General features: G+C 66.1%; 13 protein-coding genes. 3 read left to right on the top strand and 10 right to left on the bottom strand.

Annotated elements, in window-relative coordinates; genetic code table 11:
• Positions 1-21 precede the first annotated feature (21 nt).
• From mpl to IPU70_RS23970, 3 genes are all read left to right on the top strand, one after another.
• Positions 22-1,392, top strand: coding sequence for a UDP-N-acetylmuramate:L-alanyl-gamma-D-glutamyl-meso-diaminopimelate ligase (gene mpl / locus IPU70_RS23960; protein ID WP_207471050.1), 1,371 nt, complete (start codon positions 22-24; stop codon positions 1,390-1,392).
• 29 nt (positions 1,393-1,421) lie between these two features.
• Positions 1,422-2,024, top strand: coding sequence for a YqiA/YcfP family alpha/beta fold hydrolase (locus IPU70_RS23965; protein WP_207471053.1), 603 nt, complete (start codon positions 1,422-1,424; stop codon positions 2,022-2,024).
• A 75-nt stretch (positions 2,025-2,099) separates the two neighbouring features.
• Positions 2,100-4,004 carry a ribonuclease catalytic domain-containing protein gene (locus IPU70_RS23970; protein ID WP_207471055.1) on the top strand — a complete coding sequence of 635 codons (1,905 nt, stop codon included), beginning with the start codon at positions 2,100-2,102 and terminating at the stop codon, positions 4,002-4,004.
• A gap of 240 nt (positions 4,005-4,244) precedes the next feature.
• Here IPU70_RS23970 and IPU70_RS23975 read toward each other — a convergent pair whose 3' ends face one another.
• From IPU70_RS23975 to IPU70_RS24020, 10 genes are all read right to left on the bottom strand, one after another.
• Positions 4,245-6,821 (bottom strand): EAL domain-containing protein, encoded by a 2,577-nt coding sequence (locus IPU70_RS23975; protein WP_242702670.1) that lies wholly within the window; start codon positions 6,819-6,821, stop codon positions 4,245-4,247.
• A gap of 39 nt (positions 6,822-6,860) precedes the next feature.
• A complete protein-coding gene (siaD, locus tag IPU70_RS23980; protein WP_207471067.1) occupies positions 6,861-7,658 on the bottom strand; it encodes a biofilm regulation diguanylate cyclase SiaD in 798 nt (265 codons plus the stop codon).
• On the bottom strand, positions 7,655-8,032 hold the full coding sequence (gene siaC, locus IPU70_RS23985; protein WP_207471068.1) for a biofilm regulation phosphoprotein SiaC: 378 nt from the start codon (positions 8,030-8,032) through the stop codon (positions 7,655-7,657). The genes siaD and siaC overlap by 4 nt, the downstream gene beginning before the upstream one ends.
• Positions 8,033-8,067: 35 nt before the next feature.
• Complete coding sequence (gene siaB, locus IPU70_RS23990; RefSeq protein WP_207471075.1) at positions 8,068-8,607, bottom strand: biofilm regulation protein kinase SiaB; 540 nt, start codon at positions 8,605-8,607, stop codon at positions 8,068-8,070.
• Between the two features lie 23 nt (positions 8,608-8,630).
• Positions 8,631-10,619: a biofilm regulation protein phosphatase SiaA gene (siaA, locus tag IPU70_RS23995; protein WP_207471083.1), complete on the bottom strand. Its 1,989-nt coding sequence runs from the start codon at positions 10,617-10,619 to the stop codon at positions 8,631-8,633.
• 311 nt (positions 10,620-10,930) lie between these two features.
• On the bottom strand, positions 10,931-11,635 hold the full coding sequence (locus IPU70_RS24000) for an ABC transporter ATP-binding protein (protein WP_013391332.1): 705 nt from the start codon (positions 11,633-11,635) through the stop codon (positions 10,931-10,933).
• A complete protein-coding gene (locus IPU70_RS24005) occupies positions 11,635-12,402 on the bottom strand; it encodes an ABC transporter ATP-binding protein (protein ID WP_013391331.1) in 768 nt (255 codons plus the stop codon). Before IPU70_RS24005 ends, IPU70_RS24000 begins: the two co-directional genes overlap by 1 nt.
• Positions 12,399-13,364: a branched-chain amino acid ABC transporter permease gene (locus IPU70_RS24010; RefSeq protein ID WP_207471085.1), complete on the bottom strand. Its 966-nt coding sequence runs from the start codon at positions 13,362-13,364 to the stop codon at positions 12,399-12,401. The genes IPU70_RS24005 and IPU70_RS24010 overlap by 4 nt, the downstream gene beginning before the upstream one ends.
• Before the next feature lie 2 nt (positions 13,365-13,366).
• A complete protein-coding gene (locus IPU70_RS24015; RefSeq protein WP_013391329.1) occupies positions 13,367-14,287 on the bottom strand; it encodes a branched-chain amino acid ABC transporter permease in 921 nt (306 codons plus the stop codon).
• A 186-nt stretch (positions 14,288-14,473) separates the two neighbouring features.
• Positions 14,474-15,637, bottom strand: a complete 1,164-nt coding sequence (locus tag IPU70_RS24020; RefSeq protein ID WP_207471087.1) for an ABC transporter substrate-binding protein — start codon at positions 15,635-15,637, stop codon at positions 14,474-14,476.
• Positions 15,638-15,926 lie beyond the last annotated feature (289 nt).

Below are 15,926 nucleotides of genomic sequence, written 5' to 3' on the forward strand. Positions count from 1 at the left end.
TGCAGGACAGGAGAGTTTTCAATGCACCTGCATATTCTTGGCATCTGCGGTACGTTCATGGGCGGCCTGGCGCTGATCGCGCGCGCCGCCGGCCACAAGGTCACCGGTTGCGACGCGGGCGTGTACCCGCCCATGAGCACGCAACTGTCCGAGCAAGGAATCGAGCTGATCGAAGGCTTCGGTGCCGAACAACTGGCGCTCAAGCCCGATCTGTACGTGATCGGCAACGTGGTCAGCCGCGGCAATCCCCTGATGGAGGCCATCCTGGAGTCCGGCGCGCGCTACGTGTCCGGCCCGCAATGGCTGGGCGACAACATCCTGCCGGGCCAGCACGTGCTGGCGGTGGCAGGCACCCACGGCAAGACCACCACCAGCTCGATGCTGGCCTGGGTGCTGGAAGCCGCGGGCATGGCGCCCAACTTTTTGATCGGCGGCGTGGCACAGGACCTGCACGTGTCGGCGCGCTTCGACCCATCGCGCCGTCCCTTCGTGATCGAGGCGGACGAGTACGACACGGCTTTCTTCGACAAGCGCTCGAAGTTCGTCCATTACCGCCCGCGCACCGCCATCCTGAATAATCTTGAATACGATCACGCCGACATCTTCCCCGATCTCGCCTCGATCGAAACCCAGTTCCACCACCTGGTGCGCACCATACCCGGCTCGGGCCGCATCGTGCGCCCGTCGCACTGCGCCGCGCTGGACCGCGTGATTGCGCGCGGATGCTGGTCTGAAACCGTCACGTTTGGCGCCGATGGCGCCTGGCAGGCGACCGCGCCGGACGCCGAAGGCGCGTTCAGCGTGCTGCGCGGCGGCGTGACCGCCGGCACCGTGCGCTGGAACTTGAGCGGCGAGCACAACCGCATGAACGCGCTGGCAGCGCTGGCAGCCGCCGAACACGTAGGCGTGCCGGCTGCGCAAGGCATCGACGCCCTGACCCGCTTTGCGGGCGTGAAACGTCGCATGGAATTGCGCGGCACGGTCAACGGCATCAAGGTCTACGACGACTTCGCGCACCACCCCACGGCCATCGCCACCACCCTGGAAGGCCTGCGCCGCCAGGTCGGCGCGGCCCGCATCCTGGCGGTGCTGGAGCCGCGCTCCAACACGATGAAGCTGGGCACCATGGCTGCCCGCCTGCCCGAGGCCCTGGCCGACGCCGACCTGGTGTTCTGCTTCGGCGCCCATTCCGGCAAACACGCGCTGGGCTGGAATCCGGCCGAAGTGCTGGCGCCCCTGGGCGACCGCGCTTCCAGCTACGATGACATCGGCGCGCTGGTTGCCGCCGTGGCGGGCGCCGCCCGCCCGGGCGACCAGGTTCTGGTCATGAGCAACGGCGGTTTCGGCGGCGTGCACGGCAAGCTGCTGGACGCCCTGCAGGCGCGCGCCTGATTCCGGCAACGACACCGCAAAGGCGAGCCATGATTCTCTATCTGCACGGTTTCCGTTCCTCGCCGACCTCGTTCAAGGCCCGGATGATGGCCGACGCCATGGCCGCGCGCGGCCTGTCGGCGGCCTGGGCCTGCCCGCAACTGCCCGCCAGCCCGCGCGAAGCCATCGCTCTGTCCATGGGCATCGCCCGGCGCCAACTGGAGGGCACGGACTCGCCCCGCAAGCTGACCGTGATCGGCTCTTCGCTGGGCGGCTTCTATGCCACCTGGCTGGCCGAACAGCTGGGCTGCAAGGCGGTGCTGCTGAATCCGGCGGTCGAGGCCGCCCGCGACCTCGCCACCCAGGTCGGCGAGCACCGCATGTATCATTCCGACGCGCCGTTCGTCTTCCTGCCCGAGTACGTGGACGAACTGGCCGCCGTCCACGCCCCGCGCATCACCCAACCCGACCGCTACTTCCTGGTCGCGGCCACTGGCGACGAGGTGCTGGATTGGCGCGAAATGCGCGACCGCTACGCGGGCTGCCGCCAGCGCATCGTGCAAGGCAGCGACCACGGCTTGTCCGATTTTGCGGAATGGATGCCCGAAGTGCTTGAATTCGCCCTTGGCGACAAGCAGGTTCGCCCCCAATAATCAGTATCAGACTTCAACACCCTCTATAAAGCTGCGCAAGGCGGCGCGTGCGCGCCGCCCAGGACGATCCCCACCATGTATGTGTTTTACGAAGACGACGGCAGCTTCAAGGCCGGCAATATCCTGTCCGAGACCGATGCCAGCCTGCAGGTGGAATCGGAATCCGGCAAGCGCAGCAAGATCAAGCGCGCCAACACCTTGTTCACCTTCGCGGCGCCCGAACCGGCCGCGCTGATGAGCCAGGCGGCCGCGACTGCCGAAACGCTGGACCTGCAATTCCTGTGGGAATGCGCGCCGCAGGAAGAATTCGACTCTCCCGCCCTGGCCGCCGACTACTTCGGCCACGCCCCCACGCCCGTGGAACAGGCCGCCCTCTTGATGCGCCTGCACGGCGCGCCGGCCTATTTCCACCGCCGCGGCAAGGGGAGCTACCGCCCCGCCCCGCCCGACATCCTGGCCGCCGCCCTGGCCGCGCTCGAAAAGAAACAGCGCCAGGCCGAGCAACAGCAGGAATGGGTGGACGAAATGGCCGCGGGACGCCTGCCCGAGCCCATCGCCCAGGCCGCGGAGTCGCTCCTGATCCGTCCCGACAAGAATTCGCAGCAATGGAAGGCGCTGGACGCCGCCTGCGCCAAGCTGGGCAAGAGCCCCGACCGCCTGCTGTTGGAACTGGGCGCCTGGCCGCACGCGCTGGCGCTGCACAAGCGCCGTTTCCTGGCGGTGAATTTCCCGCGCGGATTGGCGTTCCCGGACCTGGAACTGCCGCCCGTCGACCGCGAGCTGCCGCTGTCGGACGCCGAAATCTATTCCGTGGACGACGTCACCACCACCGAAATCGACGATGCGCTGTCCGTCTCCACCCTGCCCGACGGCCGCCTGCGCGTCGGCGTGCACGTGGCGGCACCCGGCATCACCGTGACTCGCGACAGCGATTTCGACAAGCTGGCGCGCGCGCGCCTGTCTACCGTCTACATGCCGGGCGACAAGATCCCGATGCAACCGGACAGCATCATCCAGGCGTTCTCGCTGGACGCCGGCCGCGAAGTACCGGCGCTGTCCTTGTACGTCGTGGCGGACCCGGAGACCGGCGAAGTCATCGAATCGGAAACCCGCCTGGAACGTATCGTGGTGCGCGAAAACCTGCGCCACAACATGCTGGACGCTCAGGTCACGGAAGCCAGCCTGTCCGATCCGTCGGCCGACCTGCCCTACGGCCATTGGCTGCGTCCGCTGTGGAAGCTGGCGCAGGCCCTGTCGGCGCAGCGCGAGAACGTGCGCGGCAAGCCAGAGAACAATTCCCGGGTGGAGTACAGCTTCTACCTGGACGGCAACCCCGACGATCCCGACACGCCGGTACGCCTGGTGCCGCGCCAGCGCAACGCGCCGCTGGACCGCATGGTGGCGGAATACATGATCCTGGCGAACAACCTCTGGGGCGGCCTGCTGCACCAGCATGGCGTGCCGGGCATCTACCGCTCGCAACAGGCAGGCCGCGTGCGCATGAGCACCCAGGCCCTGCCGCACGAGGCCATCGGGGTGCCGCAATACGCCTGGAGCACCTCGCCGCTGCGCCGCTACGTGGACCTGGTCAACCAGTGGCAACTGATCGCGGCAGTCGAGCACGGCGTGTCCGCCCGCCTGGTTGCCCCGTTCAAGCCGCGCGACGCGGACCTGTTCGCCATCATCGGCGCCTTCGACGCGCAATACGCGGCCTGGGCGGAGTTCCAGAGCGCGATGGAGCGCTACTGGTGCCTGCGCTGGCTGAAGCAGCACAACGTGACCCGTACCGTGGCGCACGTGCTGCGGGATGATCTTGTGCGGTTCGCGAATGCGCCGCTGGTGACTCGGGTGGGGGGGATGCCTGAGCTGGAGCGAGGCACCGCTGTCGAGATCGATATCCTGGGGATGGATGAGTTGTCTCTGGAGCTGGATTGCCGGTATATCGGGGAGATTAGTCCTGCCGTGGGTGGGCAGGAGTAAGGTCTTCTGCCTTGGCGTCTTTGGCGCTTGGTTGCGAGTTCTACCTAGGCTGCCCGTCATCGTCGGCCGCGCGGGCGGCCGACGATGACATACGTGATTTATTGAATTCCTATGATGTTCACTGGCGTGAATGCGGTTTGCGGTTTGCTGACGATCACTAGTTCATTGGGCGCCGCATGAACACCAAGAGGCCGCCGAAACGGCTGGCCTCTTGAAAACCCGCGACGCGCCGCAAGAAAACTAAGGCCGGCCCCGCAGCCACTCCTCGAGATCCGCCGCCGGCAACGGCGGAGAAAACAGAAACCCCTGCCCCGCCGCACACCCCTGCTCGATCAGGAACCGCCGCTGCTCCTCGTTCTCGACGCCCTCGGCCACCACCGGCAGGCTCAGGCTCTCGCCGATGCGAATCACCGCGCTGGTCAGCGCCCGCGCCGCGTCGTCGCTCTCCAGGCCCTGCACAAAACTGCGGTCCAGCTTCAGTTCGTCCACGATCAGCCGCCGCAAATGCCCCAGGCTGGAGTAACCGGTGCCGAAATCGTCCATCGACAAGCGCACGCCCAGGCGATGCAGCTCCGCGATGGTCCGCAAGGTGCCGGCGGTTGCGTCCAGCACCACGCCTTCGGTGATCTCCAGCATCAGGTCCGCGGCCGCCAAGCCGAATTCAGTCAGCGTCGCCTCGATCATCCGCGGCAGGTTCAAGTTGTGGAAGTTCGTCGCCGACAGGTTCACCGACACCGAGGGCACCTGCAGGCCCTTGGCGCGCCAGACCGCCAGCTGCGAACACGCTTCGCGCACAGCCCAGTCGCCCAGGTCGCCGATCAGCCCGCATTCCTCGGCCAGCGGCACGAAGCGCGCCGGCGAAATATCGCCCAAGGTCGGATGGCGCCAGCGGGCCAACGCCTCGACGCCGTACAGATGGCCGTTCTCCAGGCCTACCTGCGGCTGATAGTGCAGCCGCAGCGCCTTGGCCTCCAGCGCGTCGCGCAAGGCGGCTTCCAGCGCCAGGCGTTCTTGCGCCTGCCGGTTCATCTCGGCGCTGAAGAAGGAAATGCGGTTGCGTCCCGCCGTCTTGGCCTGGTACATCGCCATGTCGGCGTGACGCAGCAGCGTATCCATATCGCGGCCGTTTTCCGGGAACACGCTGATGCCGATGCTGACAGAAGGGTTCAGGGTGATGCCGCCCACCGAGAAAGGCTGGGCTAGGGCCACCAGCACGTGCTCGGCCGCGGCCGTCAGGCGGCCATGTTCGAAGTCCGGCATCAACATCACGAACTCGTCGCCGGACAACCGGCCCACGATGTCGGTCGCGCGCGCCAGGCGGCGCAGGCGCTGCGCCACGTCGCGCAGCAGCGCGTCGCCGATGGGATGGCCCAGCGTGTCGTTGACCTGCTTGAAACGGTCCAGGTCCAGGAACAGGACGGCAACACGCTTGCGCTCGGGTTCCGCGCGGGCGATGGCCTGTTCGGCCTGCGCCAGCAGCAGGTTGCGGTTGGGCAAGCCCGTCAGTTCGTCGTAGAACGCCAGTTGGCGGATGCGGGCGCGGGCCTCTTCGCGTTCCAGCGCCAGCGCGCATAGATAGACACACACGTCCACCAGCCGGTGGTGGAAATCGTCAGGCAGGCGCCGCTCGCGGAAATAGAAGCCGAAGGTGCCTATCACCCGGCCATCGCTGGATTTGATGGGCGAGGACCAGCAGGCCTTTATGTCCTCGGGCAGCGGCAGGTGCCGGTAATCGTCCCACAGCGGATCGGTGGAGATGTCCGGCACGATCACGGGCCGCCCCAGGAAGGCCGAGGTGCCGCAGGCGCCCGCCTGCGGACCGATGGCCACGCCGTCCAGGGCGTCGGCAAAGGCTTGCGGCAGGCTGGGCGCGGCCAGCGGTCGCAGCAGGCCGGCATCGTCCACCCGCAGCACGCTGGCCGCCACTTCGGGCGCCAGGCGCTCGACCTCGCGGCAGACCATGTTCATGACCTCGACCACCGAGGCCTCGTTGACCATGGCCTGCAGCACGCGGCGCTGCAACACTTCGTGCACCTTGGTGGGCGTGATGTCCGTCAGCACGTCCACGATGTTGACCAGCGCGCCGCGCTCGTCGAACACGGAGTTCGCCATGACCGATACCCACAGCGGCCGGCCGGCGCGATCGTAGACCAGCACGTCCTTGTGGTAACCCTCGCGGCAGGCGATGCGGCGGCCCAGTTCTTCGCGCGTGCCGCCGTCCTGCCGCCCGCCGGCCAGCAATTCACCCAGTTCCTGGCTCACGGCGTCGCCGCGGGCAAAGCCCAGCATGCGCTGGAAGCCGTCGTTCACGTAGACGATGCGGCCGTCCTTGCCCGATACCGCGACGGCGTTGCCGGTTTCGTTGATGCCCAGCAGCAGCAGGCGGATCTCTTCCTGGCGGTCGGCGTCCGCGATCGACTTGCGGGAGATGACGGAAATGCGGACCACTTCGCCGGCTTCGTCGGCGATGGGCATGTAGGTAGCCTCGATCCAGACGAAGCCGCCGTCGCTCTTGCGGTAGCGGCAAGTGCCGGTGAAGTGCTTGCCGCCCAGCAGCCTGGCCCACACCTGTTCGCCGCCGACGATGCCCTTGCCCTCGTCCATGCTGTCGCACAGCATGTCGTGGCGCAGTCCCAGGGCCTCTTCGCGGGCATGGCCCACCAAGGCGAGAAAGTTCGCGTTGGCGTTCAGCAAAGAGCCGGCAGGGTTGAAATCGAACAGCAGCAGCGCCCGATCCATGGACGCCAGGTAAGTTCCCGGGTGCCACGCGGCGCCTTGGGGACGCTCGTCGGTGACGCCTGGATAGGAATCAAGCATATGGGGCTCCATGCCGGATAACAGCGGGTCCGGTTTCATTCAGCGCTTCGGAAACCCGAGTTCGACGCGATCGCGTCCGTCCTGCTTGGCCAGGTACAAGGCCTGGTCCGCGCGGCTGAGCGTTTCAGAGAAGGTTTCTCCCAATTGGTGGTATGCCATGCCTATGCTGACCGTCAATCCCAAGACGCCATCCCCCACCGTGATTGCCAGGGCCCGCACCGCGCCCACCAGCCTGTCCATGACGCGCTGGGCGGCTTCGGGCTGGGTGCTGGGCAGCAGCACCAGGAATTCCTCGCCGCCCCAACGGCCGCACAGATCGTATTCGCGCAGGTTGTTGCACAGCGCGCCGGCCAGTTCGACCAACGCGCGGTCGCCAGTTTCATGGCCATAGCGGTCGTTGACCGACTTGAAATGATCCACGTCCAACATCGCCACCACAAAGGTCGAACCGCCGCGGGAGACCCGCAGGACCTCTTGCTTGATCATCTCCATCAAGGCCCGCCGGTTCAACAGCCCGGTCAAGGCATCGCGGTTGGAGGTTTCCAGCAGCGCTGAATTCAGATCCCGCATCATGCTCTGATAGTGGTCCGAAATGCGCGCGATGCGGGTCAGGCGGCGCAGTTGCCGGTCGAAACGATCGCACAGGCCCAGCTCGCGTTCGTGCGCCATGCTCTGGTAGGCGTCCGACAGCTGGGTTACGCGCTCGATGCGCGCCATCTGCTCGGCCGTATGCCGCCAGAGCGCGCCCAGCGCTTCGTGCAACGGATGGCCTTGATAGGCCGGGTCCGCCAGCAATTCGGCGATGCGCTTATCCAGCTGGGCGGCGTCGGATTTCATTGGCGGCCGACGACTGAAAAGGGAAAGGTGCAGTCTTCCTTGAATTCCTCGGCCAGCTCGCCGACGCGCTCGTTGCGCATGTCATAGAACCAGGTCACGCTGACCTCGCGGCCCTTGCCGTGAGCAGCCTCCAGCAGGTCGAAGATGTCCATGACGGACTTGATGCTGCTGGTGTTCAGGTACAGCAGCTCGAGCTCCAGCTTCAGGGGCGCGGCGCTGCTCAGCAAGTAGGCTTCGACCCATTCGATGACGGGGCCGAACAGCTCGAAGGAATTCTCGGGATAGGAGTCGCCGCGCATCGCCAACACGCCGGCAGCAGTGTCGGCGGTAATGGCGGGCGTGGACTGGGTCCCCGGAATATTCAAATCTTTCATCAATTGCTCCAAATATATTTCTTGGGCAGGCGCGTTCATATCACGACGCTCAGGCTGAAAAACGCCTGCCCTGCCGCCGCCGCAGGCGTGAGGCTGGCTTCCAGCGGCGCGCCTGCCCGGCGGGCGATGTCGATCAGCCCCAGGCCCGCGCCCGAAGCGACGCCCTGGGCGCGCGGCTTGTGCAGCTGCGTCTTGTACTCGGCCTTCAGGGCGGCCTTGTCCAGCGCCGCCAGTTCCTGGATGCGGGCGACCAGCGACTGGCCGTCCTCGGACTTGACCAGGTTGCCGGCCGACACCACATAGCGGCTTTCATCGCGGCGGCCGATCACCACGGTGGCCGAGGCATCCACGTCGCCATGCTGGGCGGCGTACTGGCGGATGTTCTGGATCATCTCGATGTAGACCGAGAAAACGTCCATGGCCTCGGCCGGCCGCGCGTGCTCCGCGTTCAAGTAGTTCTTGAGTGCGTTGCCGATTTCCTCGATCAGGCTGCGGGAAATCGGTCCGTTGAAGCACAACAGGGTGCGATTCTGGTTGAACCGTTCGCCCAATGCGTAAAGATCGGAGGCATTCATGGGGGTAACCGCCCTGATAACGTTTATTCGAAACGGAACGACAGCAAGGTGATGTCATCACGCTGCGGCTGGCCGCCTTGGTACTCGGCCAGCGCCTGGGTGAAGGCGGTCGCCTGTTCGGTTAACGGCCGGCGCGCGTGTGTCTTGAGCATTTCCGCGAACCGGGTATTGCCAAAGCCAAAACCGTGCTCGCCTCCTGCCTGGTCGAGGAACCCGTCCGTGACCAGATAGAAAGTCCAGCCAGGCTCCATCTGCAGTTCGATGTTTTCGTAGATCTCGGTACGCTTGTCCCCCAGCGCCCGCTTGCCGCCCGGCACCTCGCGCAGCTCATCGCCGTTGCTGGCATACAGGCTGATCTTGGCGCCGGCATAGCGCAGCCTGCCGGCTTGGCGGTCAATATAAACCAGGGCCGCATCCGTGTTGGTGGCCAGGGCGCGCGGCAATTGCGCATCCGCAAGCATGGCGCGGATGGCGTTGTCGGTACGGGTCAGGATGGCGGCCGGATCGGCCGGCCCCGTCTCGGTGATCGCCAAGTCTATGGCCGCGCGGGCCAGCATGGTCATCAGCGCACCGGGCACGCCGTGTCCGGCGCAATCCATGATGCCCAGCAGGCAGTTGGCGCCGTCGGAGCGGAACACGTAAAAGTCGCCGCCCACAACGTCGCGCGGCTTCCACAGCACGAAATGGTGTGCGCCCAGGGATTGGGTCAACTGGCGGTCTGGAAGGATGGCGCGCTGGATCAGGCTGGCGTAGTCGATGGAGTCGTCGATCTTCTTGTGCGCGGCGGCCATGGCGCGGTTGGCGTCCTCGAGTTCGGAGGTGCGCTCGCGTACCTTGGTTTCGAGTTCGGCCGTGTGCTGGCGCACCTTGTCCGCCATCACGCCGAAGGCGCGGCTGAGGTCACCGATCTCGTCCTGGCCGCCCGGCGGCAGGCGCACGTCGTAGCTGCCGTCGGCAATGGCGCGCGCCGACTGCTGCAGGCGGCGCAAGGGCCGCAGCATCAGGCGTTCGATGGCATATCCAAAGCACAGCAGCATGGCCGCGAACAGCACCACCAGGCCGATGGCGGCGGGCCAGAGCCAATCCGTGTCCAGCACCCGGGCCGCGCCGAGGTCCACCACGGTCAGCACGTGCCAGTGCAGTTCCGGCATGTAGGCCACCGAAACCAGCTGCCGGATGCCATCCATCTTGATCCAGGCGGATTGCACCGACTGCGGATCGGCCCGCGCCGCCTTCAAGGCCGCGGCCAGTTCGGCCCGACCCTCGCCGCCGTCCAGCAGGTTGAACACCGTGCCGCGGCCGGCGCCCGCGCCGCCGGCGCCCGAGTTGTAGGCGATGAGCGAGGCGTCCATGTGCGCCTGGATCGCGCCTTCCTCGTCGACGATGATGGGCGTGACTCCCGGCTGCCCGCTATTGACGAATTCGCGCAGGAACCCGCCCACGTCCAGGCCGGAGCCGGTCAGGCCGATGACCCGGTCGCCGTCGCGCACCTGGACGTTGATCCAGACCTTGGTGGTCTGCAGCTTCAGGTCTGGATTGACGTTGATGTTGTACTTGGCCGCGGACTCCAGCGTCAGGTAGAACCAGGCGTCGTCGGCGGCGCTCTTGCTCAAGGTGTAGCGCGGCGTCTCGGACAGGGGCTGGTCGTCGTTGAAGTAGTAGTTGCCCGAGGCGGCGCTGGCGATGAAGTAGGCGCGGCCAAGCAGATCGCGGCGATAGCCGTCGGCTTCGCGGAAGAACAGCTCGCGCGCGGCCGGATCGCCTTCGTGGCGCAGCCAGCGGCGCGTGACTTCGCTATCCGCCAGCCGCAGCGACAGGGCCAATTCGCGCGACACCGGCGCCAGGATGCGCTGGCGGTTCAATTGCGTGAAGTTGTCGGAGAAAGCGCGTCCGAAGTGCTCCCGGACGCCGTCCAGCACTTGCCAGCCGATCAAGGCGGCCGGCGCCAGCGCCACCACGCACGCCAGCAACAGCGCCATCAACGATTTTCTGCGCAAACCCCATTTCGCCATGCAAAGTCTTCCTGACAACTAGATAAGACGTAACGTGCGTGAAAAGGGGACGCATGCATGGGCGTCGGCCGTGTAAGCCGTCCCTTGCCGCGCGATTGCCCCGCCTGTTCAGCCGTGAGCCCGATGCGGGCGTACCCACGCGGCACGTCCAGCGCGACAAGTTTAGAGAACAGTGGTTCCAATTGAAACAGGCGCAAACGCTTGTAAGACGTTCCCGCGAGCTTAGTTGCATTGCTGCAATGTAAATGTCGATTTATTGCTTTTTATGTCACGACTGACGGCATTTGCCTGTTTACATTGCAGCTTTCTTGCTACACGCCCAGGTAGCGTTCCCACAGGCCGCGATCGGCGTCCAGGGCTTGGGAGTCGCCGGTCCATACCACCTTGCCGCGCTCCAGGATCACGTGGCGGTCGGCCAGGCTCAGCAACCGCTCGACGTATTTGTCGATGACCAGGATGGTCTGGCCGGCTTGGCGCAGGCGCGCCAGGCAATTCCAGATTTCCTCGCGGATCTTGGGCGCCAGGCCTTCGGTGGCCTCGTCCAGGATCAGCAGCCGGGGATTGGTGACCAGCGCCCGGCCGATGGCCAGCATCTGCTGTTCGCCGCCCGAGAGCTGGTTGCCCATGTTGCGGGCGCGCTCGTGCAGGCGCGGAAAGAGTTCGAAGACCCGTTCCGGCGTCCAGGGTTCGCCGATGTCCGGATTGCGGCCGGCGACGAAGGCCGTCAGGTGCTCGCGCACGGTCAGGTTGGGGAAGCACTGCCGCCCTTCCGGCACGATGGCCACGCCGACCCGCGCGATGCGGTCCGGGCTCCAGCCGCTGATGTCCTGGCCGGCGAACTGGATCTTGCCGCCGCGCAGGGGCAACTGGCCGAACAGGGTGCGCAGCAGCGTGGTCTTGCCCATGCCGTTGCGGCCCAGCAGGGTCACGACCTGGCCCGCGCCGATCTGCAGGTCCACGCCGAACAGCACCTGGCTGGCGCCGTAGCCGCTCTTGGCGGATTCGATGGTCAGCATCACGCGGTCTCCTCGTCGCCCAGGTAGGCCTGCCGCACTTCCGGGTTGGCGCGGATTTCGTCGGGGGTGCCGGTCGCGATGACCCGGCCGTACACCAGCACCGACAGGCGGTCGGCCAGGCGGAACACGGCCTGCATATCGTGTTCGACCAGCAGCATGGCGGCGCGGCCGCGCATGGATTCGATCAATTCAGTCAGCCGCACGGTTTCGTCCGGCCCCATGCCCGCCATGGGCTCGTCCAGCAGCAGCACGTCGGGCCGCGCGGCCAGGGCCAGCGCAAATTCGACCTTGCGCTGTTCGCCGTGCGGCAAGGTGCCGGCCGGGCGCTCCAACAGGCTGGCGTCGATGGCGCATTCCCGCGCCAATTCGCGCGCCTGTTCGTACAGGGCCGACTCGGCGGCGCGCGGCTTCCAGAAGCGGAAGCTGCTGCCCGCGTGCGCCTGCACCGCCAGCACCAGGTTATCCAGCACGGAAGACTGCTTGAAGATATTGGTGATCTGGTACGAACGCGACAGCCCGGCGGAGACCCGCTGGTGGGCGTTCATGCCGGTGACGTCGCGGCCGCCCACTTTCAGCGTGCCCGAATCCGCCGTCAGCGTACCGGACAGCAGGTGGATCAGCGTGGACTTGCCCGCGCCGTTGGGGCCGATCAGGGCGTGGATTTCGCCCGGGTTCAGGGACAGCGACACATTGTCGGTGGCGACCAGCGCGCCAAAGCGGCGCACCAATCCCGTAGCCTGCAAGGCCGGCGTTACGGCAGCGTTCATGATCCCACCTTGCCGGATTGGGGAGCAGCGGCGCGGCCGCTGAACAGCGGGCCGAACAGCCCGACCAAACCGCGCGGCGCGCCGAACACCACGCACAGCAGCAGCACGCCCAGGGGCAGGTGCCAGTATTCGGTCCACAGGCGCAGCACTTCTTCCAGAGTCAGCATGACCACGGCGCCGGCCACCCCGCCATAGCGCAGGCCGATGCCGCCCACCAGCACCATGATCAGCAGGTTGGCCGACTGGGTCCAGTGCATCAGGCTGGGCGAGATGAAGAGGTTGTGGTTGGCCAGCAGCGCGCCGGCCAGGCCGGCCACCGCGCCGCTCAGCGTGAAGGCCATCAGCTTGATGCGATAGACCGGATACCCCATGGACTCCATGCGCGATTCGTTCTCGCGTATGCCTTGCAAGGCGGTACCGAAGCGGGAAGTCACCACGCGGCCGAACACCCACATGATCAGCGCGAACAGCGCCAGCACCAGGTAGTAGAAGCTGACGTCATGGGCCAGGTCGATGCCAGGCAGGGTGGAATAGCCCGGCAGATTCAGCCCGTCCTCGCCGCCATACTGGCGCAGCGAGATGAAGATATAGAACAGCATCTGCGCGAAGGCCAGCGTGATCATGATGAAGTAAACGCCGCGGGTGCGCAGAGAGATCGCCCCCGTGATGCAGGCCAGCACCGCCGCCAGCAACATGGCCGCCGGCCAGACGATCAGCGCGGACGTGACGCCCGACATGGCCAGGATGCCGACCGCGTAGGCGCCCGCGCCGAAGAAGGCCGCGTGCCCCAGCGCCACCATGCCGCCATAGCCCAGGATCAGATTCAGGCTGGTGGCGGCCAGCGCGTAGATCAGCACGCGCCGCACGAAGGAAATATAGAAGTCCAGGCCCAGCGCCGGCGCCACCAGGGGGAAGACGGCCAGCGCGGCCAGCAGGACCACGGTCCAGATGATGGATTTCATGCTCAACCCCGCGCCGGAAACAAGCCGGAGGGCCGGAACACCAGCACTGCCGCCATCAATACGTAAATGGCGATGGCGGCCAGCGTCGGTCCGACGCTGGAAGCCACGGCCGGGGAAAAGACCTGGCGCAGCAGCATGGGCAAGAAAGCCCGCCCCGCCGTGTCCACCATGCCCACCAGCAGCGCGCCGACAAAGGCGCCGCGGATCGAGCCGATGCCGCCGATGACGATGCACACCAGCACCAGGATCAGGATTTCCTCGCCCATGCCCACCTGCACCGAGGTGATAGGACCGAGCAGCGCGCCGGCCACGGCTGCCAGCATGGCGCCCAGCACGAACACGCCCAGGAACAGCAGCGGCACGCGCACGCCCATCAGGGTGGCCATCTGGCGGTTGGACGCGCCCGCCCGCACCAGCACGCCCGCGCGGGTGCGCGTCACGAACCAGTACAGGCCCGCGGCGGCCGCCACTCCAAACACGATGATCATGAGGCGATAGGCGGGATACAGCAGATCCGGCAGCAGCCGGACCGGGCCGGACAGCGCGGCCGGCATGTTCAGCATGACGGGAGCCGGCCCCCAGATCATCTTGACCAGATCGTTGGCAATAAGAATGACGGCGTAGGTGCCCAGCACCTGGGCCAGGTGGTCGCGCAGCGCGAGGCGGCGGATCAGCGTGAGTTCCAGCACCACGCCGACGATGCCGGTGGCGACGGCCGCAACCAGGACGGCGGCGGTGAATGAACCTGTGCGCTGCATGGTCTCGGCGGCGACATAGGCGCCGGCCATGTAGAGCGAGCCGTGAGCCAGATTCATGATGTCCATGATGCCGAACACCAGGGTCAGCCCGGCCGCGATCAAAAACAACATCAACCCAAACTGCAGACCGTTCAGCAATTGCTCGACGATCAGCGTAAACGTCATAAAAACTTCCCCCTTGCCGCGAATTGCCGATGGCCTAGCTCGCGGTCAAATCACCAAAGCCAACTGATTGCCCATCACGCGCCGCGCGTGCAGCGGTGTCCCCCGACCCAGATGCCGCGGAGCCGGCTCCGCCGGTCCGCAGGCATGCCCCCTTGAGGGGGAAGCGCGCAGCGCTTCGGGGGTGGGCTACAGCTTGCACTCGCCGACGTAGACGTCCTGGTACTTGTCGAACACCTTGCCCACCAGCTTGTTGGTGATGCGGCCGCTGCCGTCCTTGTCGACGACGCGCAGGTAGTAGGACTGGATGGGATAGTGGTTCTTGCCGTAGGTAAAGCTGCCGCGCACCGAGGGGTAGTCGGCTTTTTCCAGCGCGCGCACGATGGCTTCGCGGTCGGAGGCCTTGCCGCCGGCCTGCTTGACGGCGGCGTCCATGGCCATGATCACGTCATAAGCCTGGGCGGCGTACACCGAGGGATAGCGGCCGTTGTATTCCTTGCGGAAGGCTTCGACGAAGGTCTTGTTCTGCGGCACGTCCAGGTCATGCGCCCACTGCGCCGTGTTGTACATGCCCAGCATGGGTTCGCCCACGGCCTGGATCACGTCCTCGTCGGCCGAGAAGCCCGGGCCGATCAGCTTGACGCTCTGCGCCAGGCCGGTCGAGACGAACTGCTTGACGAAGTTGATGCCCATGCCGCCCGGCAGGAAGATGTAGACGGCGTCTGGCTTGGCGGCGCGGATCTGCGCCAGCTCGGCGGCGTAGTCGATCTGGCCGAGCTTGGTGTAGACCTCGTCGCCCGGGGCGGTCTTGTAGCCGCGCTTGAAGCCGTTCAAGGCATCCTTGCCGGCCGGATAGTCCGGGGCCATGATGAACATCTTCTTGAAGCCGCGATCCGCCGCGACCTTGCCGGCCGCTTCGTGGAAGGCGTCGTTCTGGTAGGACGTGCCGAACCAGTACGCATTGCACTGCGCGCCGGCGAACTGGCTGGGGCCGGGGTTGTTCGACAGGTACGGCACCTTGGCCGCGAACAGGGCGGGGCCGACGGCCAGCGCCACGTTCGAGCCGATGGGGCCGGTGAAGAAATCGACCTTGTCGCGCTGGATGTAGCGCGTCACCAGTTGGCGGGCCTGGTCGGGGTTGCCGCCCATGTCGGTCTGCACGAATTCGGCGGGCTGTCCGCCCAGCTTGCTGCCCAGTTGCTTGATGGCCAGGTTGAAGCCGTCGCGGGCTTCGGCGCCCAGCGCCGAGAACGGGCCGGAGATGTCGTTGGCGATGCCGACTTTGATGGTGTCGGCGCTGGCCAGTGCCGGCACCAGGGCGGCGGCGGCCAGAAGGGAAGTGATCAAACGCATGGTGGTGTGCTCCGTGCGCGAGCCCGCGCAGAGGGTGTTCTTTTTTGGAATCGCGATTCGAAAGACTTCTTGCTGCACAGCCAAGGCTGGCGTGCTTCATAGTTTAGGTTTAAAGTATTCGGCAAAACAAGTCTAGGGTTTTTACCAAAGGGTTTTTACTAATAAGCTACCGCCATGGCTACCCTCCACCAAAACTATGAAAGCGCAGCGCCAGCTACCCGGCACGACGTTCGCGCGACAGTACCCGACATCCCGCCGATACTCAAGAAGCGCGCCGCCGGCAAGGCCA

The sequence above is a fragment of the Achromobacter sp. SD115 genome, assembly GCF_017355315.1.
GTDB lineage: Bacteria > Pseudomonadota > Gammaproteobacteria > Burkholderiales > Burkholderiaceae_B > Achromobacter > Achromobacter xylosoxidans_B.

Excerpts from the sequence above, each read along its gene's own strand:
- mpl (WP_207471050.1), top strand. The coding sequence starts at position 22 with ATGCACCTGCATATTCTTGGCATCTGCGGTACGTTCATGGGCGGCCTG.
- IPU70_RS24000 (WP_013391332.1), bottom strand. The coding sequence starts at position 11,635 with ATGCTGACCATCGAATCCGCCAAGAGCGGCTACGGCGCCAGCCAGGTG.
- IPU70_RS24010 (WP_207471085.1), bottom strand. The coding sequence starts at position 13,364 with ATGAAATCCATCATCTGGACCGTGGTCCTGCTGGCCGCGCTGGCCGTC.
- IPU70_RS23965 (WP_207471053.1), top strand. The coding sequence starts at position 1,422 with ATGATTCTCTATCTGCACGGTTTCCGTTCCTCGCCGACCTCGTTCAAG.
- IPU70_RS23975 (WP_242702670.1), bottom strand. The coding sequence starts at position 6,821 with ATGCTTGATTCCTATCCAGGCGTCACCGACGAGCGTCCCCAAGGCGCC.
- siaA (WP_207471083.1), bottom strand. The coding sequence starts at position 10,619 with ATGGCGAAATGGGGTTTGCGCAGAAAATCGTTGATGGCGCTGTTGCTG.
- IPU70_RS24005 (WP_013391331.1), bottom strand. The coding sequence starts at position 12,402 with ATGAACGCTGCCGTAACGCCGGCCTTGCAGGCTACGGGATTGGTGCGC.
- IPU70_RS24015 (WP_013391329.1), bottom strand. The coding sequence starts at position 14,287 with ATGACGTTTACGCTGATCGTCGAGCAATTGCTGAACGGTCTGCAGTTT.
- IPU70_RS24020 (WP_207471087.1), bottom strand. The coding sequence starts at position 15,637 with ATGCGTTTGATCACTTCCCTTCTGGCCGCCGCCGCCCTGGTGCCGGCA.
- siaD (WP_207471067.1), bottom strand. The coding sequence starts at position 7,658 with ATGAAATCCGACGCCGCCCAGCTGGATAAGCGCATCGCCGAATTGCTG.
- IPU70_RS23970 (WP_207471055.1), top strand. The coding sequence starts at position 2,100 with ATGTATGTGTTTTACGAAGACGACGGCAGCTTCAAGGCCGGCAATATC.
- siaB (WP_207471075.1), bottom strand. The coding sequence starts at position 8,607 with ATGAATGCCTCCGATCTTTACGCATTGGGCGAACGGTTCAACCAGAAT.
- siaC (WP_207471068.1), bottom strand. The coding sequence starts at position 8,032 with ATGAAAGATTTGAATATTCCGGGGACCCAGTCCACGCCCGCCATTACC.